Genomic DNA, 25,877 nt, shown 5'->3' on the forward strand with positions numbered 1-25,877 from the left:
GCCCTCAGTCCTCCGTCATGGGGCGGAAGCGGCGCAGCTCCAGCAGGCGGTAGCCGGTGTAGCTGCCCAGCAGCAGGATCAGCCCCAGGAGGGCAAGCTGCAGCTCCGGGAAGTTGAAGGTCAGGTGGCGTACCCAGGGGTTGTCCATGGCCAGATAGGCCAGCACCGCGGTGAGCAGGCTCCCGCCGCCCTGGGCCAGCACCTCGCGACCGCCCTCCTCCTCCCAGAGGACGGACATCCGTTCGATGGTCCAGGCCAGGATGATGATGGGGAAGAAGGTGATGGTCATGGCCTGATTCAGCCCCAGGCGCCAGGCGAGCACCGAGAAGAGGGCCATGATGGCGATGACGGTGATGATGACCGCCGATACCCGGGCCACCAGCAGCAGGTTCAGCCGCGACAGCCAGCCGCGGATGAGCAGCCCCGTGGCCACCACCAGGGTAAAGGCGATGAGGCCGGTGGTCAGGGACATGCGCATGAAGGCCAGGGCGATGAGGACCGGCATGAAGGTCCCCGAGGTCCGGATCCCCACCAGGACCCGGAGGAGGACCACCACCAGCGCCCCCACCGGGATGAGCAGCAGCGTCTTGAACAGCGCCTGCTCCTCCAGGGGCAGGGCGTGGATGGTGAGATCCAGCACCCCCGTGTCCCCCAGGTGGTTGCGCACCGCCAGCGCCGCCGGCTCCTGGTGGCGCAGCATGGAGAAGTGGACCCGGGAGTTCTCGCCCCCCTCCACGGTGAGGACCGCGTCGCCCCCGCGCTCCCAGAGCAGCAGGTTCTCCGGCCGGCCCCACTCCCCGGTGGCCGGGTCGAAGAGGACGACGCCGTCGTCGGCGTGGACCTCCAGCCACGGCTCCAGGCTCTGGCGGCGCCGACCATCCTCCAGCCGCAGGCCGTGAACCACTCGCGCCCCGATCCCGGCATCGGCGAGCAGCCGCACCAGCAGCTCGGGGCGGGAATGGCTGGTCTCCAGCAGCCGTTCGCTCTGCCCCGAGCCCTCGCTGAAGGTCGCGATGAGCTGCCGGGCCAGACTGACGGCGTCGGCCGAGCGCGCCCGGGCCCGCTCCACGATGGCCCGGGCCGCCTCCTCGTTGGGGGGCTCCCAGAGGCTCGGATCCGCCTCCACCGGTTCCACCGGCGGGTCCACCGCCCCCGGCGCCGCCATGAGCTGGACGGAATAGTAGAGGTGTTGCTCTCCCCGGGCCTCGCGCACCGTCCACAGGGCGCGACGGCCGCCCTCCCCGGGCCGGTCCAGGCCGTAGCCGGAGGAGGCGGTATGCTCGGAGATCCGGCGGAATCCGGCCTGCTGCTCCGGCAGTGCCAGCGAGGCGCGCACCGGCCCGCCGGTGGCGGTGAAGCGCACCTGCGCCTCCACCTCCCAGATGGCGCGCTGCTCTCCCGGCTTGAGGGGGACCCCCAGCTCCAGGGCGCGCCAGGCCATGGCCGCCAGCCCGGCGACCAGCAGCAGCGCCACCACGACGAAGAAGGGTCCGCGCCCGGCCACGACTAGCCGCCCCCTGCCCCGTTACCGGGCGCGTCGGCCCCGCTGGGGCCCGCGGCCTCCCCCTGGAAATCCGGTGGACCGCCGTGGATGTGCTTGCGGCCCACATCCACCAGGGCGATATCCATGAAGAAGCGCCGCCCCAGCAGCAGCGGGGTGGACAGGTCGGTGCGGTTGTTGAGGGTGAACTCCACCCGCTCGGTGATGGGGCCCAGCTCCATGGGGAGGGTGACCACGTAGCGCTCCTCCTCCCCGGCGGCCTGGATGATGGTCACGGTCCGCGCCACCGGCCGCTCGATCGCCCCGGGCTCGGTCTCCGGGTGGATGGCGTGGTCCTCGCCCCGGGCGATGCGGAAGCGGACCCAGTCCTCGCCGTCGCGCTCGAAGGGGGTGATATCGGTGGCGGAGAGGGAGGAGGTACTGGCGCCGGTATCCACCCGCGCCTCCAGGGCGACCTCCAGCGAGGGGAAGCGGGCCCACTCCCGGCGGCCCAGGAGGTATCGATCCGTGAGGGGGCCCTCCTCCACGGGGGTGCAGGCGGGGGCCAGCGGCGGCTCCACTGCCTCGCGCCGACAGGCGGCTGCCACCTCCGACGGCAGACCGTCCAGCTCGTCCTCCAGGGCCGAGAGGCCCGCGCCACGGCCCTCCTCCGCCTCGGACAGGACCTTCAGGCGCCGGTCCAGCTCCGCCATACGCGCCTCGAAGGCCTCGGCGGTCACCGGCTCCGGCGAGCGCTCCCAGGCCGCGCAGCCCGAGAGCGCCACGACCAGCGCCAGGGCGCTGACCCCCTCCCGTAGTCGCATTGGCTCTCCCCCTCCCGGGCCTCCCCTGGCCGCTGTTTTATCTCTGTACGACGCATCGACCCGTGCAACTGATTGAAGTTCCCATACGGAGCGCCCATCATCTCCCAATTGTACGGCGCGATGCCAGGAGGAACCTATGGCCCATGACCCCGAAGCCGTCCCCGTGGTGATGGTCTTCGCCGGCAACGACCCGGCCGGCGGCGCCGGCCTGGCCGCGGACACCGAGGCCATCGCCTCCATGGGCTGCCACACCGCCCCGGTGGTCACCGCCATCACCGTCCAGGACACCAGCAACGTCCAGGACTTCCAGGCGGTGGGCGCCGACTGGGTGGTCTCCCAGGCGCGGGCGGTCCTGGAGGACATGCCGGTGGCCTGCTTCAAGCTCGGCATGCTCGGCAGCGTGGAGAACATCGAGGCGGTCCATACCATCCTGCGCGACTATCCGGACATCCCGGTGGTCACCGACCCGGTCCTCTTCGCCGGCGGCGGCGGCGACCTGGCCGAGCGCGACGTCCCCGACGCCCTGCGCAGCCTGATCTTCCCCCAGACCACCCTGCTCACCCCCAACGCCCCGGAGGCGCGCGCCCTGGCCCCGGCCGCCGACACCCTGGACGCCTGCGCCCATCAGCTCATGAGCGACGGCTGCGAGTTCGTCCTGGTCACCGGGGCGGACGAGCCCTCCGAGCAGGTGACCAACAGCCTCTTCGGCAACGAGCGCCTGCTGGAGCGCTTCACCTGGGACCGGCTGCCGCACACCTACCACGGCTCCGGCTGCACCCTCGCCTCGGCCATTGCCGGCCTCCTGGCCCAGGCCAGCGAGCCCCGCTCGGCGGTCCACGAGGCCCAGGCCTACGTCCAGGAGGCGCTGGCCCACGGCTATCGCATCGGCATGGGGCAGCACGTCCCCAACCGCCTCTTCTGGGCCGACGGCGACGATGACGAATAGGCCGACCGCCCCGGCCATCAGCGGCCTCTACGCCATCACCGACGACCAGCGCGAGGGGCCCGCGGCGCTGACCGAGCGCGTGGCCGCGGCCCTGGATGGCGGCGCCCGGGTCATCCAGTACCGGGACAAATCGGGCGATGGCGACCGCCGCCGGGCCGAGGCCGCCGCCCTGGCGGAGCTCTGCCGCGCCCGCGGGGCGACCTTCATCGTCAACGACGACCCCGACCTCGCCGCGGAGCTGGGCGCCGGCCTCCACCTGGGCGCCGATGACCCGGATCTCGCCGCCGCCCGCGCCCGGATCACCGGCCCCCTGGGCGCCTCCTGCTACAACGACCCGGAGCGCGCCCGGACGGCCGTGGCCGCCGGAGCCGACTACGTCGCCTTCGGCCGCTACTTCCCCTCGACCACCAAGCCGGACAACCCGCCCGCCGACCCCGCCCTCCTGGGCCGGGCCCGGGCGGAGCTGGGGGTGCCCGCCGTTGCCATCGGCGGGATCACCCCGGAGAATGGCGGCGAACTGGTCGCCGCCGGGGCCGATGCCCTGGCGGTGATCCACGGCGTCTTTGGCGCGGCGGACATCGCCGCCGCCGCGCGGCGCTACGCCGCCCTCTTCGACGCCGACTGATAATCCCGAACACCGAACCCGACCACGAACCATCGAGGCCCGCGTCATGCCGCACACCCACGAACTCTTCGAGGCCGCCAGCCGCCACATCCCCGGGGGCGTGAACTCCCCGGTCCGCGCCTTCAAGGGCGTGGGCGGGGAGCCCATGTTCTTCAAGCGCGGCGAGGGCGCCCGCATGATCAGCGAGAGCGACCGGTCCTACATCGACTACGTCGGCTCCTGGGGCCCCCTGATCCTCGGCCACGCCAACCCCAAGGTGGTCCGCGCCGTCCAGGAGACCGCCGCCCAGGGCCTCTCCTTCGGCACCCCGACGGTGCTGGAGACCCGCATGGCCGACAAGGTCTGCGACCTGGTCCCCTCCATGGAGATGATCCGCATGGTCAACTCCGGCACCGAGGCGACCATGTCCGCCATCCGCCTGGCCCGCGGCTACACCGGCCGGGACAAGATCGTGAAGTTCGAGGGCAACTTCCACGGCCACGTGGACAGCCTGCTGGTAAAGGCCGGCTCCGGGGCGCTGACCTTCGGCAGCCCCAGCTCCCCCGGCGTCCCCGCCAGCCTCGCCGAGCACACCCTGACGCTCACCTACAACGACGCCGACGGCGTGCGCGAACTCTTCGAGCACATGGGCGGCCAGATCGCCGGGATCATCGTCGAGCCGGTGGCCGGCAACATGAACTGCGTGCCGCCGGAGCCCGGCTTCCTGGAGACCCTGCGCGAGGTCTGCGACGCCCACGGCTCGGTCCTCATCTTCGACGAGGTGATGACCGGCTTCCGCGTCGCCCTGGGCGGCGCCCAGCAGCGCTACGGCACCACCCCGGACCTCACCTGCCTGGGCAAGGTCGTCGGCGGCGGCATGCCGGTGGGCGCCTTCGGCGGCCGCCGGGCCATCATGGAGCAGCTCTCCCCGCTGGGCCCGGTCTACCAGGCCGGGACCCTGGCCGGTAACCCGGTGACCATGGCCGCCGGCCTGGCCACCCTGGAGCAGATCGAGGAGCCCGGCTTCCACGAGCGGCTGGAGAACCGCGCCCGGGAGCTGGCCGAGGGCCTGGAAGAGCGCGCCCGGGCCCACGGCATCGCCATGACCACCAACGTGGTTGGCGGCATGCTGGGGATCTTCTTCACCGAGGACGAACAGGTCACCCGCTATCACCAGGTGGTGAACTCCAACCTCGACCGCTTCCGGCTCTTCTTCCACGGCATGCTCAACCGCGGCATCTATCTCGCCCCGGCGCCCTTCGAGGCCTGCTTCCTCTCCAGCGCCCACGGCGATGCCGAGATCCGGGAGACCCTGGAGGCGGCCGACGCCACCCTGGCGGAGCTGGGCTAGGACCTCCCGCCTGCGCCGCGGAAACGGCCAAAGGGCCGGGCGGTGCCTTAATGGCGACCACCGAGACGCGGGGTAGGACCAGAAGGGGACCAAGGAGAAAGCCCCATGACCGACGATCTTCGCACCCGGCTCGCCAACCCGGATGACCCGGTCCTCTGCGCCGGCGGCTACCTCTTCGAACTGGAACGCCGCGGCTACCTCACCGCAGGCTCCTTCGTTCCCGAGGTCGCCCTGGAACACCCGGAGGTCCTCAAGCAGGTCTACCGCGAGTTCGTCCGGGCCGGCTCCGACGTCATCGAGGCCTTCACCTACAACGCCCACCGGGAGAAGATGCGGCTCATCGGCAAGGAGGAGCTGCTGGAGCCGCTAAACCGGAGCGCCCTGCGCACCGCCCGGGAGGTCGCCGCCGAGGGCTGGGATCGCCCCCCGCTGGTGGCCGGCAACATCTCCAACACCAACATCTACGACCCCGAGGACCCCGCCACCGCCGACCAGGTCCGCGCCATGTATACCGAGATGGTCGGCTGGGCGAAGGAAGAGGGGGTCGACTTCATCCTCGCCGAGACCCTCTACTACCGCGGCGAGGCCGAGATCGCCATGGAGGTGATCCGCGACGCTGACCTGCCGGCGGTGATCACCTTCGGCGTCTTCGCCGACGGCCGCCTGCGCGACGGCGACGACCCGGCCACCGCGGCCGCCGCCCTGGAGGCCGCCGGGGCCGACGTGGTGGGGCTCAACTGCTTTCGCGGGCCGGCCACCATGCTCCCCTACCTGGAGGCCATCCGCGCCGCCGTCTCCATCCCGGTGGCCGGCCTGGCGGTGCCCTACCGCACCAGCCCCAACGAACCCACCTTCTTCAACATGCACGACCACTGCTGCTCCGTGCACCTGGAGGAGGGCCGGACCTTCCCCACCGACCTGGAGCCCTTCCTCTGCAACCGCCACGAGGTGGCCGACTACGCCCGGCGCGCCCGGGCCATCGGCGTCGACTACCTGGGCCTGTGCTGCGGCAACGCCCCCCACTACATGCGCGCCCTGGCCGAGGCCGTGGGCCGCACCCCGCCGGCCTCGCGCTACAGCCCGGAGATGGACAAGCACTTCCTCTTCGGCACCGACCCGAGCCTCAAGCGCCACAATCGGGATTTCGCCGACAAGGCCTGAGACTCGGGGCGGCCGTACCGGGGCTACTACTGGAAAGTTTGGCAACAATTCCGGTACGGTTATAGTCAGATCCTGAACAGGGCCGACCCGCGGCCCTATCGAGGACGCAGCGCCATGGAAGCCCTCCGGCTCCGGAAAAGGGACTCGGGAACCCACAGTCGGCGTCGCATTCGGTCTGCTCCCGACACGCGCCAAGGAGCTACCGATGGCCGTTGAGGCCTCCCCGCGCTGGCTGGATCGGCTGGAGCGGGCGGGCAACCGGCTCCCCGAGCCCATGACCCTGTTCGCCCTCGCTCTGGTGGCGATCCTGATGATCAGCCACCTGGCCGAGCTGGCCGGCCTCGCCCTCCCCCATCCCCGCGGCGAGAGTACCATCCGGGCCCGCAGCCTCCTGGACAGCGACGGCGTCTGGTGGCTGACCAGCCACCTGGTGGAGAACTTCGTCGAATTCCGCCCCCTGGGCCTGGTCCTGGTGGCCATGCTCGGCATGGGCCTCGCCGAGCGCAGCGGCCTCTTCGCCGCCGCCTTTCGTCGCGCCATGCGCCGCCTGCCGGCGCGCCTGCTCACCCCCGGCGTGCTGGTCCTCGGCATCCTCATGGCCGCCGACCCCGGCTACATCATCCTGCCGCCGCTGGCCGCGCTGCTCTTCGCCGCGGCCGGGCGACCACCCCTGGCCGGCCTGGCGGCGGCCGCCGCCGGCGTGGCCGCCGGGTTCAGCGCCAACTACGTCGTCACCTTCCTGGATGCCATGCTGGCCGGCCTCACCGAGACGGCCGCCCATCTCATTGCCCCGGACTACGCCGTCTACATCACCGCCAACTGGTACTTCATGGCCGCCTCGGCGGTGATCCTCCCGCTGGTGGGCTGGTGGGTCACCAGTCGCTGGGTGGAGCCGCGCCTGGAGGGCCCGGGATCCGCGGCGGAGGAGGAGGATGGCGCCGCCATCGATACCGCGGACGAGGGCGAGAACCCGGAGCGCGGCCTGCGCTGGGCGCGCCGGACCCTGGCGCTGACCGTGGCGGCCCTGGTGGCCGCCAGCACCCTCCCCGGCGCCCCGCTGGCCGGCACCGGCGAGGCGGGACCGCGCTGGATGGAGGCGCTGGTCCCCATGATGCTGCTGGTCTTCGCCCTGCCGGGACTCGCCTACGGCCTGGGGGCCGGCACCATCCGCTCCGACCGGGACGTGGCGAACATGCTCCACGAGACCATGGCACTCATGGGGTCCTACATCGTTCTGGCCTTCTTCGCCGCCCAGATGATCGCCGCCTTCGACCACTCCCGCCTGGGGACCCTGCTGGCCATCGGCGGGGGGGAGCTACTGGCCGGTATCGGGCTGCCGGCGACGCTGTTGATGATGGGGATGGCCGTAACCGCCATGGTCCTCAACCTCTTCATCGGCTCCGCCTCCGCCAAGTACGCCCTGCTCGCCCCGGTGTTCGTCCCCATGTTCATGCAGGCCGGGATCAGCCCCGAACTCACCCAGGCCGCCTACCGGGTGGGGGATTCGGTGACCAACGCCATCACCCCCATGAACCCCTACCTGGTGGTCATCCTCACCTTCCTCCGGCGCTGGCGACCCGACGCCGGGCTGGGCACCCTCATGGCCCTGCAGCTCCCCTACAGCCTCGCCTTTGCCGTTGTCTGGCTGGCGCTGCTGGCGGGCTGGATCGCCCTGGGCTGGCCCCTGGGGCCCGGCGCCGGCCTCACCTTCGAGGGAGGCGGGGGTTGAGCGCCGCCCTGGAGGTGACCCTGCTGGGTCCGCCGCGCCTCCGCCCCGCGGTGCTGGGACCGGGGCACCCTCTGGCGCTCCTGGCGCTGCTCCTCGTCGATGGCGAGGTCACTCGCGAGGGCGCCGCCACCCTCCTCTGGCCGGAGAGCCGCCAGCCCCGGAGCGACCTGCGCCAGGCCCTGCACCGCCTCCGCCACGCCCTGCCGAAGGCCGGGGTGGATCCCGTTCTGGCCGACCGCAACCGGCTGCAGCTCCATCCGGAGTATTCCCTGGCCAGTGACGTCACGACCTTCCTCGCCGCCGTCCGCGCCGGAGGCGAGGCGGAGCCAGCGACGCTCCGCCGCGGCGTAGAGGCCTACGGCGGTCCCCTCCTGGATGGCTTCAAGTCCGGCCCTCACGGCTCCTTCGAGGAGTGGCTGGAGGCCCGCCGGACCTGGTTCCGGGAGCAGGCGCGCCTGCTCCATCTGCGCCTGGCGCACCGGGAGCTGGCCGAGGGCAACCGCGAGGCCGCCGTGCGTACCGCGGCCGCCTTTATCAGTCGGGAGCCCGACGACGCCGTGGGCCGCCGCCAGCTCGACGAGGTCCTCCACGCCAGCGACCGCTCCGACGCCCCCGGCCCGGAAGCCGCCTCGGCCGGCCTGCAGCAGCGCCACCTGGTCGTGGTCTGCTGCGATCCCTGCCCACCCGATACCGCCAACGAGGAGGCGCTGGTGGCAGCCATAACCCGGCTTCGCCAGCTCTGCCGGAGCAACCTGGAGGCCCGGGAAGGCCGTGTCGAGGCCGGACCGGACGGGGTGCTCTACGGCTATTTCGGCCTCCCGCCCCGGGCCAGCCGCGCCACCACCGATGCCCTCACCGCCGCCACCACGCTCCTCGCCGCCGACGGCGAGGCACCGCCGGTGCGCGTCGGCCTCCACGCCGGGCGCGCCCTGACTGCCGGCAGCGGCCACCCGGACTTCCTGGGCAGTGTGGTCCGTCGGGCGCGACTGGCCGCCATGGCCGCGCCGGTGGGAGAACTCCGCCTCACCCAGGCCGCCGAGACAGCACTCCCCCCGGGCTGGCCTTCCCACCTCACCCCGGAAACCGACCCGGCCGGCTCCCTCTTCACGACCACCGCGCCGGCGCTTTCCGAGGCCCGCCACACCCCACTGGTAGGCCGGCGCCGGGAGCGGGCCCAGCTTCTGGCGGCCGTCCGGAAGCTGCGCTACAGGCGGGGGGACGCCTGTCTGCTGCGAGGCGAGGCCGGTATCGGCAAGAGCCGGCTGGCGGCCGCCGTGCGCGCCCGTACGGCCCAGTGGATCGGGACCGCCACCGTGGGCAGCGAGGGCCCGGAGACCGATCGCCCCCTGGAACCCTTCCTGCAGTTCGTGGAACAGCTCGCGGCACTCCACCCCGAGCAGCCGCGGACAGAGCGCCGCCGGCGGCTGGAAGACGCCCTGGCGAAGGTCGAGATCGCGGAGGCCGAGGGCGAGGTAGTCCTGCGACTGCTACTGGAGCCGCCACGGGCCGATGACGAACTACCCGGCGAGGCCCACCGCGCCCTGGCGGCCCTGGTCCTGGCGCGGGCGGCTGTCACCCCCCTGATGCTGGTGGTTGAAGACATCCACGTCGCCGATACCTCCAGCCGTCGAGTCCTGGTCGAGCTGGCACGCCACGCGCCGGACCATCCCCTCCTGCTCATCGCCACCGGCCGGCCGGAGAGCGTCCCCGTGGCGGGGCTGCACCCGCTGGATCTCGCCCCGCTGGGAGCGGCGGAGGTCGAGGCCATCATCGCCGGCACGGCCCCCTCTCCGCTGGACCAGGCGAGCAGCCAGGCGCTGGCCCGGATGAGCGAGGGGATACCGCTCTTCGCCGAGGAGCTGGCCCGAGCCGGCGGACCCGACGGAGAGGGCGGCTCGCCACCGAGCCTGGAGCAGCTCGCCACCGCCCGGCTGGACGCCGCCGGCCGCGCCGCGCGCACGGCGCGGCTGCTGGCCCTGGTGGGACGCGAGGCCACCGCCGGCTTCCTGGCCTGGCTGGATGAGCGCTCCATGGACGAGACCACCGCCGACCTCCAGTGGCTGGAGGCGGACGACCTGGTCCTGCGCCGCCCCCGACGCGAAGGGGTCTTCTACCGCATCCGGCACGCCCTCCTGGAACAGGCCTTCTACCACTCCCTCCCCCCCGGGGAGGCGGCCCGGCTCCACCGCCGGCTGGCCCGGGGTGTCGAGACCGATTATCCCACCGAGGCCGAGGCCCGCCCGGCCTGGCTCGCCGACCATCACCGCCGCGCCGGTCAGCCGGCCGCCGCGACTCGCCGCTATCTGGATGCCGCCCGTCAGGCCGGCCGCTTCGGCGCCCACGAGGCGGCGACCAGCGCCCGGGAGCAGGCCCGAGCCGCCATCGCCGAACTCCCGGTGGGGTCCGAGCGCGAGGCCCTGGTCCACGAGCTGGAGCAGCTTACCGCCCTCCAGGGACTGGTGGTCGCCGGTCACGCCACCACCCGCTCCGCCCTGGAGCAACTGATCCCAGTGGACCCGGAGGCCGACTTCGACGCCGCCCTGGCCCGCATCATCGGCGGCGTCCACGCCACGCCGTGGGAGGCCCTCCTCCCCCGTACGGAGGAGCTGGTAGCCATTGCCCGAGCGCGCGGCGAGACCGGACGACTGCATACCGCCCGCCACCTGCTGGGCTTCATCGCCAACTATACCGGCCACCTGCCCCTGGCCCTGGAGCAGTTCCGGGCGCTGGTGGACGAGGGCGAGACGACCAGTGCCCCGGAGACGCTGCTGCAGGCCTACAACGGTCCGCCCCGGCCGGTGGAGATCGCCTACCTCGCCCTGCTCGAGCTTGGCCAGGGCCGGGCCGAGCGCTCCCGTCGGCTCCGGGACGAGGCCCTCGCGGCGGCCCGCGCCCACGGCAGCAGCAACCTCCTGGCTCACGCACTGGTGCTCATGGCCGCCCGGGCCCGCCACGACCTCGCACCGGAAGAGGCACTGGTCCTGGCCGAGGAGGCCATCCGCCTCAGCCGCGAGGAGGGGCTGCGCACCGCCCGCCTCATCGCCGGCGCCTGCGCCCGGTGGGCACGGTCCCGGCTAGGCTGGCCAGCGGCGGTGGACCGCATGGACCGCGCCCTGGCCGCCGAGGGGGGCAATGCCGCCACCTTCGCCCGGAGCACCTACCTCGTCGCGGCGCTGGGGGCCCAGGGCCGGGATGGCGCCGCCATCGGGCTCGCCCGCCGTCTGTGTCGCGGCCCGGAGCGCCCCCACGTCCCCACCAGCGCTCACCCCCTGGTAGCGCTGCAGCTCGGTCTGAGCCTGGAAAGCTGCGGTCATCCGCGGCCCGCCCGGCGGGCACTGCATGCCGGCCTGGAGCAGGCCCGGGCCAACCGTAACCCCCTCCAGATCGCCCGCTGCGCCGCAGCGCTGGCCGATCTCCAGGCGGCCGCCGGCGAGACCGCCACCGCGGCCATCACCCTGCGGGCGGCGGTCGCCGAACTCCCGCCAGAGGCCGATGCCGAGGCCATCACCGCCCTGCGCCAGCGCGCAGGGCAGACCGCAGCGTAACCTTCCCCGCCCACCGCGGCGCCATGTAGACTGGCCGGATCATCCAGGCCGCCCACAGCGGCCCCAGCCGACCGGAAGCCATCGTGCCCCTGCTGACCCTCGACCACATCACCCTCAATCTGGGTAAACCGCCGCTCATCGACGACGTCAGCCTCACCGTGGAGCGGGGCGAACGCCTCTGCCTGGTGGGCCGCAACGGCGCCGGCAAATCGACCCTGCTCAAGATCGTCGCCGGCGACGTGGAGGCGGACGAGGGCCAGGTCCGGGTGGACGGCGGCCGGGTGGCCACGCTGCCCCAGGATGTCCCCGAGGGGACCGAGGGCTCGGTCTACCACGTGGTCGCCGAGGGGCTGGGCGAGACCGGGGCGCTGGTGGAGCGCTACCACGCCCTCACCGAGGTCATGGCCGAGGGGGGCGAGATCGACTTCGACGAGCTCCAGCGGGTCCAGCAGGGCATCGACGCCGCCGACGGCTGGAACCTGCAGCAGCGGGTGGAGAGCGTCATCACCCACCTGGACCTGCCGGCGGAGGCGGAGATCAACAGCCTCTCCGGCGGTCTCAAGCGCCGCGTGCTCCTCGGCCAGGCGCTCGTCCAGCAGCCCGACCTGCTGCTGCTGGACGAGCCCACCAACCACCTGGACATCGACGCCATCGACTGGCTGGAGTCCTACCTCAAGGAGTGGTCCGGGGCGCTGGTCTTCATCACCCACGACCGGGCCTTCCTGCGCGCCCTGGCCACCCGGATCGTGGAGCTGGACCGCGGCAAGATCCGCGACTATCCCGGCGACTACGACACCTACCTGGAGCGCCGCGAGCAGGAACTGGCCGCCGAGGAGAAGGCCCAGGCGGAATTCGACAAGCGGCTGGCCAAGGAGGAGGCGTGGATCCGCACCGGGATCAAGGCCCGCCGCACCCGCAACCAGGGCCGGGTGAAGGAGCTCCAGCGCATGCGCGCCGAGCGCGCCGAACGCCGCCACCAGAGCGGCACGGCGAAGGTCACCGTCCAGGAGGCCCAGCGCACCGGCAAGCTGGTGGTGGAGGCCGAGGGCGTGGGCTTCGCCTACCCGGACGGCAAGCGCGTCATCCAGGACCTGGACGCCACCATCATGCGCGGCGACAAGGTCGGCATCATCGGCCCCAACGGCGTGGGCAAGACCACCCTGCTACGGCTACTGCTGGGCCAGCTGGAGCCCACCGAGGGGCGCATCCGCCGGGGAACCAACCTGGAGGTCGCCTACTTCGACCAGCACCGGGCCGCCCTGGACCCCGATGCCACGGTCCAGGACAACGTCGCCGGCGGCCGGGACAAGGTGACCATCAACGGGGCCGAGCGCCACGTCATCAGCTACCTCCAGGACTTCCTCTTTGCCCCGGAGCGCGCCCGGCAGCCGGTGCGCAGCCTCTCCGGCGGCGAGCGCAACCGTCTGCTGCTGGCGCGGCTGTTCACCCAGCCGGCCAATGTCCTGGTCCTCGACGAGCCCACCAACGACCTGGACGCCGATACCCTGGAGATGCTCGAGGCGCGGGTGGTCGAATTCGGCGGCACCGTGTTGCTGGTGAGCCACGACCGCGCCTTCCTGGACAACGTCGTCACCTCCAGCATCGCCTACGACCACGACGGGATCTTCCGGGAGTACGTGGGCGGCTACTCCGACTGGCTTCGCCAGCGGCCGGAGCCGGCCCGGGCCGAGGCGGCGACCCCGGCCAGCCAGGCGGCGCCGCAACCGAAGGCGCAGGCCGCGGAGGCCGAGGCCGAAAAGGCGGCACCCAAGCGTCTCTCCTACCACGAACAGCGCGAACTCGAGGCACTACCGGCCCGGATCGAGGAGCTGGAGACCGAACAGGGGGCACTGGAGCAGCAGATGGGCGACCCCGAGTTCTATCAGCAGGAGGCCGAGACCATCCGCCAGGCCCAGGAGCGGCTGGCGGCGGTCCAGTCGGAGCTGGCCACCGCCTACGAGCGGTGGGAGGAGCTGGAGGCGCGCCGCGACATCCGCTAAAACCGGGCCCCGGACCGGAAAATCACCACAGAGGAATCACTTCCGGTCGCTGATCCCGGTACTCGGGCATCACCATCCCTGCTCGCGCATTGAGATAGGTCGGGTCAGCCACCATGAGGGCCCGGCCATCGATCTCCACCCGGACCCCCTCGCCACTCTGGAGACCCACCGCGGTGGCAACGTGACCGGGATAATCCAGGGCCGCCACCTCGAGGCCGAGGACCTCGCGGACGAGCCACGCAAAGAGGACCGAGCGGTCCTCACAGTCCGAGGCGGGATAGTAGAGCGTCTCTTCCGGGTAGAGGTAATCCTCCCGACCGAACTGCTCCTGGTCCGTCTGGTAGTTGAAGGCGGTCTGGACCAGCCGTAGCAGGAAGTCGACCTGGGAGCCCTGCTCCATCCCGGCGGTTACCTCCTGGAGGGGCTCCACCAGGTGTTCCTCCAGCGCCACCGGGCGCGCCTTGAAGTAGGCACCCACGGACTGCTGGGGGACGGTGCGCAGGTACTCCACCAGGGCCTTGGGGACCGGCACCTGGAAGCGGTGCCGGTCACCCCGGTACTCCACGGCAATCTCGCGCTGAGCCACCTGCCCGCCGGCCCTGGGAGACTCCCGGAGGGCGACGGAGACGTCCCGGTCGGCTCCCTGGTAATCGGCGCGATAGGTCCGGATACGGGGTATCGCGCCACCATCGTGGCCCAGCAGGTAATAGCGGTCGCCGTCGAGATCGAAATAGGGCACCCCGAAGAGCTGTCTCGCCGGCCGGAAGAGCAGCAGGACCTCACTGCCATCATGGGCCGCCCGGATGTCGTACCCCGACTTCAGCATCAGCGCCCAGGTCAGGGCCGCCGCGCTATCCCCTTCCCCGTGCACCGACCGGCTCAGCGCCTGGACCAGCTGGAGGTATCCCCAGCCATTGAGCCGGAGCCGCTCCCGCAGGCCGGACAGCTGTCTGACCACCGGCGCCGCATCGGCACCGGCGAACTCGGCCCAGAAGTCGGCGATGCCGGATTCATTGGCCCGGCTCACGCGGGCGGCCTGCCAGGCGGCAGGCATAGAGACGCGGAGTTCGTGCCCCAGGAATCGGAAGGCGGTTTGCTCGCCATCGGGTTGCGACCTCGACTCTTCCGGAGGCTGCCGGGACGGCGACTCGCGCACCGGTTCGGACCCGGTTTCGGACCCGATATCAGACCCGGGGCCGGCCCTTTCGGTCTCCTCGTCGTCCGGCTGCGGCGGCGGGGGCTCCACCTCCACGGCGCGGGGCTCGACGGTAAGGGGGCCCGGCATCGGCTCGCTTCCGCCCCCTGCCTCCTCGACGGGCTCGGGTTCGGGCTCCGGCTTCGATTGGGACTCCCCGGAAGGGGCTTCCGGGATCCTGCGGGGTTTGGGGGTGCCGTCCTCCCGCTCGCCCTGGTAGACGTCAAACGCCTCCCACTGCTCCTCGAGGAAGCCGTGGAAGGCCCGGTCCCGCTCCTCGCGAAAGGCCTGCACCTCGCGGTCTCTCGATTCCATCCAGTCCTGGAAGCTCTCCCCGGCCGCCACCCCGGGCGGAATGGCGAGCATCCCGGACAGAAGCCACACGGTCCTCCGCATCCTTACCCCCTGCCAGTACTCGAGCCCGGCTCACTCTCTGCGTAAACAAAGAGGCCGTCTGCCGCAGAAACAGCGCGGGGCGCCGTGACCCGACAGACGGCCTCCGCCGCCCACGATCGGCCATCGCGGCCGATACGGCCTACTGGTTCAGCTGCTCATCCAGGGCTTCACGGGCCTGCTCGGCCTTGAACTCCTGGTAGAGGAGCTCCTCGTCCTGCGGGTCCACGGACTCGCCACTGGCATCGATGATGCCGTCGAAGATGTCCTGGAGTTCCGTGGAGCCAAAGGCCGCCATGACGCAGAGGTTCTTGGTACCGCCAAGATCCACATAGCCGGTCTTCACGATCCGCGAACCGTCGAGACGGGTCTGGGTCACCTGGCGGGAGACACTCTCGAAGGTCGAGCCGCTGCTCTCCTGCTCCTGACCGCGAGTCCGGCGCTGGTAGGTCTGATCCATCGCCTCGACCTTCAGGTTGATCTGCTGGGCCAGCCCCTGCCGGGCATTGGCCAGGGCCTCCTTGCGGTCCATGGAGAAGTTACTGGTGGCGGGGACACACTCGGTGACCGCGGTGCCGTCCTGGTAGGAGGGGCTGGTCACCCACTCGGGGATGCCGCTGAGGTTCTGCTCCTTCTGCTGCGGTTGCTCCTCGGTGGAGCCACAGCCGGCGAGAAGGAAGGTCACGCCGAGGGCCATGGTCAGTTGCTTTTTCATTCCTGCTCTCCTTGGTTGATGTAAGACTGAACTCCCCGGATCGCGGGGGCTCAGGAATTGCGGTACGCCTTGAGCCGCCGGACCACCCGCGGGAGATATTCCCGGGTCTCCGCATGAGGAAGGCCCTCGACCAGGGCGTGATAGACCTCCCCGGCCGGCCGGTTCTCCAGGGCCGCGGCAGCGGCCTCCACGCTGGTATTGCCGGTAAAGACGCGGGCCACGTTGCCCGCCCCGGTGTTGTAGGCGGCGATTGCACAGTAGAGCCGGCTCTCCCGGTCCCGGATGGAGGCGAGGTAGCGGTGATAGAGGATGTGCAGATAGATGGCGCCGATCCGCAGATTCTTGCCCGCCTCGTACAGGTAGGACGGTGCCAGGACCCGGGGCTCGCCGAAGAGTTCGGCACTGGCATCCCGCCCCGCCGACTCTGGCACGATCTGCATCAGGCCGTAGGCGGGGATATGGGAACGTGCCCGCGGATTGAACGTGCTCTCCGTGTGCGCCACGGCAAGGATCAGCGACTCCCCGATGTCCCACTCGGAGGCGAGCTCCCGCGCCCGGGGCCGGTAGTCCAGGGCCTGCTCCAGAGCAGTGCCTTCCGGCATGGGGATGGTGAGCGTCGTCGCCCACGCATCCCCGCCCTGTTCATCCTTGACGGGCTCCCGACCCTCGCTGGCTCCTTCCAGCAGGGAGGCCGCCTTGCGCACGGCATCGGCCCGCTCCGGGCGTGGCCGGGAAAAGAGGCCCCCGAGGATCTTCTCCTTCCCGGGGCTGCCCCGCTCGACGTCCACGGGCAATCCATCCACCGACTCTTCCACCTGCCGGGAGACGGGATCCCGCTGGAACGCCGTCTGCTCGTCCTCCAGCAGCAGGTCGGTCAACTCGGCGCGGGCCCTGCCCGCCTCGCTACCCGCCGGCAGCTTGAGGCGGATCTGGTTGCCCTGGAAATCCACCACGCGCTGGACAGAGACCCCGTCACGATACTCGACCCACTTGTGCCGATCCGTGAATTCCGGCCGCTGCCACACGCTCTGCACCCGGTCCTGGAAGGCCCGGAAGGCGGCCTCGTGCTGACGGCGATAGTCATCGAAGGCGGCACGCACTCGCTCCTTGTAGGCCTCGAAGGACTCTCCGGAGGCCTCCATGCCGGCCTGCTGCTGGCGGCGATATTCCTCGAACTCCTGGGCGCGGACCATGGTTGGTGCCAGGGCGGCCGCGCCCAGAAAATCGCGCCGTCTCATCCCTGCACTCCGGCCCGCTTGAAGCTCTCCAAGAGGCTGCCAGCCAGCTTCTCGCCCAGCCCCTGGGCCAGCTTGCCGACCGCCCGGTCCCGCGCAATGCCGGGATCCACGGAGCCGGCCTTGACCCGTTCCTGGAACTCGGCAATGACGCGCCCGCTACGGTCCAGCACGGTGGCATTGCCATCCGCAAATACGAAGTTCCGGCCGTCCCGCTGCACGGTCCGTAGCCCCCCTTCGTAGCGCAATACCAGATCACCCTCCCCGGACTCCCGGACCTGAACGCCCTCGTCGCTCAGGGCGCGGCGTAGGGTGGAATCGAGCTTGCGGGAGGCTTCGCCACCGGGACGGAGCACCACCACAAGAGAATCCAGAAGCTCGGCAATCCGGTTTTCCAGCTGCCGGAACTCGGCCGGCATGCGGTGGCCGGGATTCCCCGCGGCAACCAGGCTCAGCTTGCGGTGCACAGATTTGCGCTCGGCCAGCATGGGTAGCGCCGGCATCAGGGCCCTCAACTGCTCCAGGGAGTCGCCACGAGAGGGATCTCGGTTCACCTCCCGGATGGCCTCGTCGATCTCGCGCAACTCGCTGATGAGGTCCATCTCCGCCCGGGTCCGGTTGAGACGCGCCAGGGCGTACGCGGTCTTCCCCTCGCGATCCACATGGGTCTCGGTGATCTCGATATTGGCCAGCTCGGTATCCTGCACCTCGCTGCGAACTGTATCCATGATGGAGCGCGTGACCCGGCTCTGGCCGTCCTCCCGGGTCCGGCTCTGGCGAGATACGGTCTCCCCCGAGACCGTCACCTCCAGCCGCTTCACGAGTTCGGTCCGGGCCTGGTCCTGCGCCCGGCTCAGCGCCGAGGTCGGATCGGTATAGACCCGGGCCGACCCGACCCCGTAGGCCATGCCGTCACCACTGGGGACGGACAGCGCCCATTCCGGCGGGCCGGAGGCGTTGCCCGTCCCGGACTCTGCCTCCTTGACCGCTACACCGCCACCGAGACAGCCGCTCAGCGGAAGGACCAGAGCGCCGATCAGGAGGGGGACGAAACACAGTCGTCGTTGCATGTTCAATTGCCCTTCGGTCTAGAAGAGGCCGCCCTGCTCGGCAACCTTCTTGATCTTCTTCTGGCCATACCAGGCCTCCTGGGTCGTGGTCATGTCCACCAGCGTTAGGTCCACCTGGTAGAAGGTGACGCGCGTCCCATCGGCCTGCTGCACGTTGGAGTTGATACTCCCGGAAAGGGCAAAGTCCGCGCCGGACTCGGCTCCCATCTCGGCTCGCGTGTCCTCCGAGGCGTAGAGATCCTGCTCCTTGCGCTCCTCACGCACCTCGTCGCGCGCGGCGCCGCCGGAGACAAACTGGACCTTGCCATTCCGCAGCATGGCGCGCTTCAGATCATTGATGAAGGTGTCCGTGGGGATGTGCTCGTGGGACTTGTTCCGCACGGTCTTGATGATCACCCGCGGCGGCCGGTCGTGGTCCTGGTTCCAGCGGTCTAGCCAGGGGAAGGTCACCATGTCCTCGATCATCTGCTGGGACACCTGGCGAGAGTCAGTGGAGTTCCACTCATCGGTGAGGTCAACGGCGGAATCGGAGTCCACGCGGGAGACCGTAGTGCTGCCGCAAGCCACCAAGGTCGTCCCGAGGATGCCCGCCAGCAGGAACCGGGGGACCATCTTCAGCAACATTTTCATCGGATCATTCTCCTCGTCGGATAGGAAATTCATGCAAACCGGATTCGCACCGAGGCTTCAGCTCAATCGGCCGGTGCCGTAGCCGTCTTGAGCCCCTTCTCCTGCGGACCACCGGGACCGCCGGCGCCCTGGATGGTCCGCTCCGTCAGCACGCGGACCTCCCCGGGCTCAAGTTCGACCTGGCGATGGCTCTGCGTCACCCCACCGGAGCCGAAGGTAGTATTGATGCCCACTTGGTATTCTCCAGGCTCCAGGGGTACGCGGGAGACACGAATCCCGTAGGGGAGGGTCAGCCAGTTGCGCGTCTCGGCCGCGCTGGTTCCCGAGGCCGCGGCCTTGGCCAGCATGCCGCCGAGACCGCCGCCCGCCGCGTTACCGCCCTCGAAGGCCAGGACATTCTTCAGCGTGGCTCGGGCCATGGCGCTGTTCAGGTCGCTACCCGCGTTGAGCAACTGGTTCTGCAGGAAGAGCTGATACATCGATTCCGCCCGGCGGAATTCATTCACGACCTCGCCGTTGACCGCCAGCTGCGAGGAACCGGCCCGGTCCCGGAGGGGGGCGTAATAGGGGACGGTAACCCGGATGCCGGAGCTGCCGATGGCCTGGGGAATGCGCAGTTCCGCCGCCATATCCCACGCCGGGCCCAGGGTGACCGTCTTGCGGGAAACCGTCTCGGCCACGCCGTAGAGCCCGCCTTCCTGAAAACCATCGAGCATGTCCATGACGCCCTTGTCACCGTACAGGAGGAAGAACCAGCTCCGCTGGTCGCGCTTCTCCCGTTCGGTGCCGGTAAGCACCGGCTCGAGCATCAGCGCCTTCTGGTCCGGATTGGCGGTCAGATGGAGGTTCATCTCGCGCCGTTGCGGGACCAGGCCCAGATGCTGGATCACCACTAGCTGGGCCGCCTCGGGATCCTGGTTCCGGAGCCGTTCCCGCCAGCCGCCAGAGAGCTTGTCCTCGGCAAAGCGCTGCCACTCCCCGTCCCAGCCGCCACCTCGACGCATCATGCGGATGGTGTCGAACCAGGCACGCTGGATCATGTCACCGCCGAGGTCGTACTGCTCATCGTACCCCGACTCGTAAGTCTTGGCCGCCTTCTGGTAGGCAATGCGCGCGTCATCGAAATTGCCGGCCTTCTCGTACATCACGCCGGCGAGGTAGCGTGCATAGGCATCTTCGCGGAAAACCAGCCAGTCCTCGTCCAGCCAGTTCCCCCGGAACTTGCTGAAGAGGTCCATGAGCTTGGCGAAGGTCTTCTCCTCTTCCTCCTTGACCTGCTCATAGTTGCCCTCTTCGAAGGAGATCGAGGAGAGGGTGTTGTCCAGACGCCGGATCTCGACCTGGGCCGACTCCAGATGCCCGGAACGCTCGGAAGCACTCTGGGCCCCCTGGGCGAGCATCAGGTAATTGAGGGCCTTGTAATAATTGATGTAGACCCGCTCCACATCGTTCCCGCGATAGGTGGTATGCCGCGGGTTGGCCATGGCCGCAGCCAGATAGTCCCCGGCCGAATCGGTATTCATGGTGTCGGCATGTTCGTGCGCCTTTTCCAGCTCGGCATTACTGGCCTCGTAGTTCCCGGCCAGATGCTGGATGGTTCCCAGTTCCAGGTGATAGAGGAGCTTGTCATCACCTTCCGGCTCCAGAGCCTTGTCGAGGGTCTGACTAGCCTGTTCATACTGGCCGGTCTCGACTTGCTGCAGGGTCTGATTGAGGCCGTCACCATAAGTGGCGCAGCCGGAGAGATAGAGCAACGATGCGAACGCACCGAGCCGACGGAGGGCCTTGCTGAACATATTGTCCCCATTGATTATTGTTAATTCCCTTAACGCACACCCGGGTAGGTGAGCGGACGTTGAGCAATGCTGTCAATTTGCCAACAGTATCGCAAGCCCATTGCAGGGAAATAACACAATCGGGACAAATCCTGAATCTAGCCTGGATCTTAAAGAAGGCCGGAACGCCGCAGGTCCTCCACGCCGGCCCGGAAGACCCTCTGCATGACTGCACTCATCCCCGCGCCGACAATGGCTTCCAGATTTCTGCACAGGGCATTATCTTCCGCTTTTCCGGCCTCTGCGAGACGGGCTTCCAGCCACTGCAGGGAATGCAGCTCCGCCTGAATCTCTGCCTGCTGAACACGCTCCCGGAGATCCCCGGCCGCCGGCTCCCCGGACTGCTCCTTCAGGTGGCGACGGACACTTCGCAACGGTTCAACCACGACCTCCCGCCACGGGGCCGCTTCCTGCTCGAGCGCCCGCCACTCCAGGGGGGCCAGCCGCCGGCCCTGCGCCCCCAACCAGGCGCCGGCCAGTACCAGGACCACATCGCATCCAGCCTCGTCCTGGAGGTAGAGGCAGGCCTCGCGCACACCGAAACGGGCGTAGAGGCTCTTCGCGAATTCGGGGAGAGACAGGTCAGTCATGGCCGCGTTTCCCGCAGACGAAAATCGGATTCCGGTCCCATCGGAGCACGGTCCCCATTGCCTTCAACCGCTATACTAGCCGCGGATTCCAGGGAGGCCCGATGGGAGAGACGAGCTTCTTTGACGCCGTGATTCAATGGATCGGGGACCACGCCTTCTGGGCCGGCCCGCTGGTCTTCCTCATCGCCTTCGCCGAGTCGGTGGCCGTGGTGGGGCTGCTGGTCCCCGGGGCCGTCTTCCTCTTCGCGGCAGGGGCCCTCATCGGCCTGGGGGTACTGGAGGCCTGGCCCATGCTCCTCTGGGCCTTCGCCGGGGCCGTGGCCGGCGATGCGCTGAGCTACTGGCTGGGGCGCCACTACCACGAGGAGCTCCGTCGCCTCTGGCCCTTCTCCCGCTACCCCGACCTGATCCGGCGGGGCGAGGCCTTCTTCCTCCGCCACGGCGGCAAGAGCGTGGTCCTGGCCCGCTTCGTCGGTCCGCTGCGCCCCATCGTACCCGCCATCGCCGGCATGCTGGACATGCCGGCGGGGCGTTTCTTTGCCGTGAATATCCTCTCCGCCGCTGGCTGGTCCCCGGCCTATCTGTTGCCGGGCGCCGTCTTCGGGGCCTCGCTGAGCCTCGCGGCGGAGGTGGCCGGCCGCCTGGCCGCCCTGGTCATCGTCGTGCTGGTCCTCCTCTGGGGAGGGGTCGCCCTGGTGCGCAAGCTCTACCGGGTGCTCCGTCCGCATTCCGGCGCCATGGTCGCCGGCCTGCTGCGCTGGTCCGGGCGCCACCCCGCTTCCGGTGGCCTCGCCCACGCCCTGCTGGATCCCCATCACCCCGAGGCGCGCAGTCTGGGCACCCTGGCCCTCCTCGCCCTGATGATGACCGCCGCCTTCGTCGCCCTCCAGCTGGCCGCGCTGTGGAGCGCCCCGCTGCAGGAGCTGGATGAACTGGTCTTCCACCTCCTCCAGGGGCTGCGAACGCCGGGGGCCGACCTCGCCATGGCCTGGCTCACCCGTCTGGGCGGGCAGGCCACCCTGGTCCCCGTAGTCGCCCTCACGGCACTCTGGCTGGTCTTCCGGGGTCACGGCCGCGCCGCCGGCTACCTGGTCAGCGGGGCGGTGGTGGTACCCCTCCTTACCTTCGCCCTCAAGGCGGCAACCGATCTCGCCCGGCCCGCCCCCGGCGAACTGGTCATGGCCTCCGCGGCCTTCCCCAGTGGCCATACCGCCGGGGCGGCGGTGGTCTACGGCTTCCTCGCCGTCCTCGCCGCTGCCCGGCTGGGGCCCACGGGCCGGCTCACCCTCTACGGCGCGGTGGCCGTCCCGGTACTCCTGGTCGCCTTCTCCCGTCTGTATCTCGGGCTGCACTGGCTCTCGGACATCCTTGGCGGACTGGCGCTGGCCCTGGCCTGGGTCACCGGGGCCGGTCTCATCTACCGCCGCCACCACGCCGCTGGACCACCCCCGTCGCTGACCGGAGTGGTCCTGGCCGCCCTCCTGGTTACCGGGCTGTTCCAGGCGATCGTGGCGCCCGCCGGCGCGCCGGAACGTGCCGCCCCCCCGCCGCAGGTCATGCCGGCGACGGTCTGGCAGGAGGCCGGGTGGCACGCCCTGCCCACCTGGCGACAGGATCTGGCGGCCCACCGTGACGATCCCCTGAACCTCCAGCTCGCCGGTAATCCGGAGCAGCTGGCGCGGGCCCTGGAACGCGAGGGCTGGCACAGGCCCGTGGCGCCTTCGGGCGCCGACCTCCTCCGCTTCCTGGCACCGACGACGAAGCCGGAGCGCCTGCCCCTGCTACCCCGGGTGCATGATGGCCGCTACGAACAGCTCCGACGAATACGGATGAATGCGGCCGGGGAGCTCCAGGTGGTCCGGCTCTGGCCCACGACCTGGCGGCTCACCGACGGCCGGCCGTTGTGGGTGGGCCAGGCCGGCCGCCTCCGGCCCGTCAGCCCGGGGCGACTCTTCGCCGGGCTGGCCGGGGCGGAGGGCTACACGGGGGCAGCCCACGCGGTGGCCCGCGCCCTGGAGGTGCAGGGCTGGCGCGTGAACCGGGGGCGGCTGCCGGGGGACGGCGGGCCGCTCTACCGGCTGGAGCCGCCCTCGGGGCCGTAGCCCCAGCGCGGGCCCAGCTCGTGCTCCACCTCCAGGTGGTCCAGGATGCGACCGACCACCTGGTCCACCAGCTCGTCGATGGTGGCCGGCCGATGGTAGAAACCGGGGCTGGCGGGGAGGATGGTCACGCCCAGGCGCGCCAGGGTGAGCATGTTTTCCAGATGGATGGCGGAGAGCGGCGCCTCCCGGGGCACCAGGACCAGCCGCCCACCCTCCTTGAGGATAACGTCGGCGGCGCGCTCGATGAGGTTGTCGCTGGCCCCGGTGGCCACCGCCGCCAGGGTGCCGGTGGAGCAGGGGCAGATGGCCATGCGCCGCGGGGCGCTGGAGCCGCTGGCCACCGGCGAGGTCCACTCCTCGGGCCCCAGGACCCGGAGATTTCCCGGCTGCTCCCCGAAGTGGTCGGTGAGCGCCCGCTCCAGGGCCCGGGTATTCCCCGGCAGGGCCAGGTCGGTCTCCTCCGCCAGCACCACCCGCGCGGCGCGGGAAATCAGCAGGTGGACCGACTCGCCGGCGGCCAGCAGGGCCTCCACCAGGCGCAGTCCGTAGGGGCTGCCGGAGGCGCCGGTCCAGGCGACGGTGACCCCCTCCCTCATGCCGCCCCCGCCAGGGTGGTCAGCAATTGTTCGTGGATCCCGCCGAAGCCGCCGTTGCTCATGACCACGACGGTATCCCCGGGGGCGGCGACGGCGGCGACCCCGGCGACCAGCTCCGGGACCTCGTCGGCCACCCGGGCCCGCTCGCCCAGCGGCGCCAGCGCCGCCGCCAGATCCCATTCCAGCCCCTCCGGGCGCAGGGCGAAGACGCCATCCGCCGCCTCCAGCGCCCCCGCGAGCGCCTGTTGATGGACGCCCCGGCGCATGGTCGCCGAACGGGGCTCGGTGACCACCCAGAGCCGCCCCTGCGGCCGGTCCTCGCGCAGGCCGGCCAGGGTGGTGCGGATGGCCGTGGGGTGGTGGGCGAAGTCGTCCAGCACCCGGATCCCGCGCGGCTCGCCACGCAGCTCCTGGCGCCGGCGGACCCCGCCAAAGCCGGCCAGCGCCCGGGTCGCCGCCTCCGGCGCCACACCCACGGAGGAGGCCGCCGCGACCGCCATGGCGGCATTCGCCCGGTTGTGCTCCCCGGTGAGGGGCCATTCCGTGGTGACCGCGGGCTCGTCTCCCCGCTGCAGGGTCAGCTGGTGGCCGCTCCCCGATACCTGCCAGTCCCCGCCGGCTCCCACCCGGGTCACGGGGGTCCAGCAGCCCATGGCCAGGACCTCCTCCAGCGCCGCATCGGCGGCCGGGGCGAGGATGGCGCCCGTTCCCGGGACGGTCCGGACCAGATGGTGGAATTGCCGCTGGATAGCCGCCAGATCGGGGAAGATGTCGGCGTGGTCGAACTCGAGGTTATTCAGGACCAGGGTCCGCGGCCGGTAGTGGAGAAACTTGGAGCGCTTGTCGAAGAAGGCGGTGTCGTACTCGTCCGCCTCCACCACGAAGCAGCGGCCCTCGCCCAAACGGGCGCTGACGCCGAAATCCCCCGGCACTCCCCCGATGAGGAAACCCGGCTGCTCCCCAGCCGCCCCCAGGATGGCGGCCAGGAGGCTGGCGGTGGTGGTCTTGCCGTGGGTCCCCGCCACCGCCAGCACGTGGCGCTCGGCCAGGACGTGTTTGGCCAGCCACTGGGGCCCGGAGGTGTAGGGGATACCCCGGTCCAGGACGACCTCCACCACCGGATTGCCCCGGGAGAGGGCGTTGCCGATGACCACGACATCCGGGGCGGGGTCGAGCTGGGCCGGGTCCCAGCCCTCGGTGAGGGCGATTCCGGCCGCCTCCAGCTGGTCCGACATGGGCGGGTAGACCGCGGCGTCGGCACCGGTGACGCGATGGCCGGCGGCCCGAGCCAGCTGGGCCAGGCCGCCCATGAAGGTGCCAGCGATACCGAGGATGTGGAGGTGCATTCAAAGGCTGCCGTAGAAGAAGGGCGCCAGCAGCGCCAGGCTCAGATAGGCGTAGGCCAGGGCGATGACCATACCCCACAGCAGGGTGGTGGACAAAGCGTGGCGCAGGATGTGGGCGGTGACCACCAGGCTCCAGAGTACGAGCAGGAGCTGCCACAGCGCCATCATGCCGCTCTCCGGCGCCAGGAGCGGCATCCCCGCGCGGGCGATGAGGCCAATGATCACATCCGCGCCGGCCAGGGCAGTGATGGTGCGCACCGCCCGTTCCGGGTGGTTCACCGCCGCCAGCAGGATGTTGGCCAGGACCACCAGGATCGCCGCCCCGGCCGCGGCGCTGAACAGGGCACGCCCCGGCTCCAGGCCGCGGACCTCCAGCAGCCAGCCGGTGCCGACGTGGAGGATGAGCATCAGCCCCAGCAGCCCCCGGGAATCGGGCAGCTCCTGAGGGGTGCGCCGGAGCAGGGTCAGCTCCCAGAAGAATCGGATCAGCGCGGCCATGCCCCGAATTCTACACCCCTGCCGGCGCCGGG

At 70.6% G+C, this 25,877-nt stretch carries 20 protein-coding genes; 8 read left to right on the top strand and 12 right to left on the bottom strand.

Annotated elements, in window-relative coordinates:
* Positions 1 to 4: 4 nt before the first annotated feature.
* Positions 5 to 1,441 carry a UUP1 family membrane protein gene (locus BM272_RS10990; protein WP_093428915.1) on the bottom strand — a complete coding sequence of 479 codons (1,437 nt, stop codon included), beginning with the start codon at positions 1,439 to 1,441 and terminating at the stop codon, positions 5 to 7.
* 65 nt (positions 1,442 to 1,506) lie between these two features.
* Positions 1,507 to 2,304: an ATP-dependent zinc protease family protein gene (locus tag BM272_RS10995; protein ID WP_159433071.1), complete on the bottom strand. Its 798-nt coding sequence runs from the start codon at positions 2,302 to 2,304 to the stop codon at positions 1,507 to 1,509.
* Positions 2,305 to 2,440: 136 nt separating this feature from the next.
* On the opposite strand from BM272_RS10995, the gene thiD reads away from it, so the two are divergent.
* The 7 genes from thiD to BM272_RS11030 all read left to right on the top strand — a co-directional run bounded on the left by thiD (position 2,441) and on the right by BM272_RS11030 (position 13,640).
* On the top strand, positions 2,441 to 3,250 hold the full coding sequence (gene thiD, locus BM272_RS11000; protein WP_093428843.1) for a bifunctional hydroxymethylpyrimidine kinase/phosphomethylpyrimidine kinase: 810 nt from the start codon (positions 2,441 to 2,443) through the stop codon (positions 3,248 to 3,250).
* The gene (thiE, locus tag BM272_RS11005) at positions 3,240 to 3,875 is read left to right on the top strand and encodes a thiamine phosphate synthase (RefSeq protein ID WP_093428844.1); all 636 of its coding nucleotides are present in this window, start codon (positions 3,240 to 3,242) and stop codon (positions 3,873 to 3,875) included. The genes thiD and thiE overlap by 11 nt, the downstream gene beginning before the upstream one ends.
* A 46-nt stretch (positions 3,876 to 3,921) precedes the next feature.
* Entirely contained in the window at positions 3,922 to 5,205 is a 1,284-nt protein-coding gene (gene hemL / locus BM272_RS11010; protein WP_093428845.1) for a glutamate-1-semialdehyde 2,1-aminomutase, read from the top strand.
* A 105-nt stretch (positions 5,206 to 5,310) separates the two neighbouring features.
* Positions 5,311 to 6,366 (top strand): homocysteine S-methyltransferase family protein, encoded by a 1,056-nt coding sequence (locus BM272_RS11015; RefSeq protein ID WP_093428846.1) that lies wholly within the window; start codon positions 5,311 to 5,313, stop codon positions 6,364 to 6,366.
* A 205-nt stretch (positions 6,367 to 6,571) separates the two neighbouring features.
* Positions 6,572 to 8,095: an AbgT family transporter gene (locus tag BM272_RS11020; RefSeq protein WP_093428847.1), complete on the top strand. Its 1,524-nt coding sequence runs from the start codon at positions 6,572 to 6,574 to the stop codon at positions 8,093 to 8,095.
* Positions 8,092 to 11,640 (top strand): ATP-binding protein, encoded by a 3,549-nt coding sequence (locus BM272_RS11025; RefSeq protein WP_093428848.1) that lies wholly within the window; start codon positions 8,092 to 8,094, stop codon positions 11,638 to 11,640. The genes BM272_RS11020 and BM272_RS11025 overlap by 4 nt, the downstream gene beginning before the upstream one ends.
* Positions 11,641 to 11,723: 83 nt before the next feature.
* Complete coding sequence (locus BM272_RS11030) at positions 11,724 to 13,640, top strand: ATP-binding cassette domain-containing protein (RefSeq protein WP_093428849.1); 1,917 nt, start codon at positions 11,724 to 11,726, stop codon at positions 13,638 to 13,640.
* 22 nt (positions 13,641 to 13,662) lie between these two features.
* Here the strand turns inward: BM272_RS11030 and BM272_RS11035 are convergent, their stop codons facing one another.
* The 7 genes from BM272_RS11035 to BM272_RS11065 all read right to left on the bottom strand — a co-directional run bounded on the left by BM272_RS11035 (position 13,663) and on the right by BM272_RS11065 (position 21,303).
* Positions 13,663 to 15,219, bottom strand: coding sequence for a hypothetical protein (locus BM272_RS11035; RefSeq protein WP_143613246.1), 1,557 nt, complete (start codon positions 15,217 to 15,219; stop codon positions 13,663 to 13,665).
* 151 nt (positions 15,220 to 15,370) lie between these two features.
* Positions 15,371 to 15,943, bottom strand: coding sequence for an LPP20 family lipoprotein (locus BM272_RS11040; RefSeq protein ID WP_093428851.1), 573 nt, complete (start codon positions 15,941 to 15,943; stop codon positions 15,371 to 15,373).
* Positions 15,944 to 15,993: 50 nt separating this feature from the next.
* Positions 15,994 to 17,181, bottom strand: coding sequence for a transglycosylase SLT domain-containing protein (locus BM272_RS11045; RefSeq protein WP_093428852.1), 1,188 nt, complete (start codon positions 17,179 to 17,181; stop codon positions 15,994 to 15,996).
* Positions 17,178 to 18,248 (bottom strand): LPP20 family lipoprotein, encoded by a 1,071-nt coding sequence (locus BM272_RS11050; protein WP_143613248.1) that lies wholly within the window; start codon positions 18,246 to 18,248, stop codon positions 17,178 to 17,180. The genes BM272_RS11045 and BM272_RS11050 overlap by 4 nt, the downstream gene beginning before the upstream one ends.
* An 18-nt stretch (positions 18,249 to 18,266) precedes the next feature.
* Positions 18,267 to 18,878, bottom strand: a complete 612-nt coding sequence (locus BM272_RS11055) for a penicillin-binding protein activator LpoB (protein ID WP_093428854.1) — start codon at positions 18,876 to 18,878, stop codon at positions 18,267 to 18,269.
* 62 nt (positions 18,879 to 18,940) lie between these two features.
* Positions 18,941 to 20,674, bottom strand: a complete 1,734-nt coding sequence (locus BM272_RS11060) for a COG3014 family protein (protein ID WP_093428855.1) — start codon at positions 20,672 to 20,674, stop codon at positions 18,941 to 18,943.
* A gap of 149 nt (positions 20,675 to 20,823) precedes the next feature.
* Complete coding sequence (locus BM272_RS11065) at positions 20,824 to 21,303, bottom strand: TIGR02444 family protein (protein WP_093428856.1); 480 nt, start codon at positions 21,301 to 21,303, stop codon at positions 20,824 to 20,826.
* A gap of 101 nt (positions 21,304 to 21,404) precedes the next feature.
* Here BM272_RS11065 and BM272_RS11070 point away from each other — a divergent pair, with 101 nt between their 5' ends.
* Positions 21,405 to 23,405, top strand: a complete 2,001-nt coding sequence (locus BM272_RS11070) for a bifunctional DedA family/phosphatase PAP2 family protein (RefSeq protein WP_093428857.1) — start codon at positions 21,405 to 21,407, stop codon at positions 23,403 to 23,405.
* Here BM272_RS11070 and BM272_RS11075 read toward each other — a convergent pair.
* Genes BM272_RS11075 through BM272_RS11085 form a run of 3 tightly spaced genes read right to left on the bottom strand, consistent with a single transcriptional unit; the run spans position 23,375 to position 25,845 of the window.
* On the bottom strand, positions 23,375 to 24,001 hold the full coding sequence (locus BM272_RS11075; RefSeq protein ID WP_093428858.1) for a flavin prenyltransferase UbiX: 627 nt from the start codon (positions 23,999 to 24,001) through the stop codon (positions 23,375 to 23,377). The genes BM272_RS11070 and BM272_RS11075 overlap by 31 nt on opposite strands.
* Positions 23,998 to 25,347, bottom strand: coding sequence for a UDP-N-acetylmuramate:L-alanyl-gamma-D-glutamyl-meso-diaminopimelate ligase (gene mpl, locus BM272_RS11080; RefSeq protein WP_093428859.1), 1,350 nt, complete (start codon positions 25,345 to 25,347; stop codon positions 23,998 to 24,000). Before mpl ends, BM272_RS11075 begins: the two co-directional genes overlap by 4 nt.
* A complete protein-coding gene (locus BM272_RS11085) occupies positions 25,348 to 25,845 on the bottom strand; it encodes a hypothetical protein (protein ID WP_093428860.1) in 498 nt (165 codons plus the stop codon).
* Between the last annotated feature and the right edge of the window lie 32 nt (positions 25,846 to 25,877).

It is taken from the genome of Thiohalospira halophila DSM 15071 (assembly GCF_900112605.1).
Classification (GTDB): Bacteria; Pseudomonadota; Gammaproteobacteria; order Thiohalospirales; family Thiohalospiraceae; genus Thiohalospira; species Thiohalospira halophila.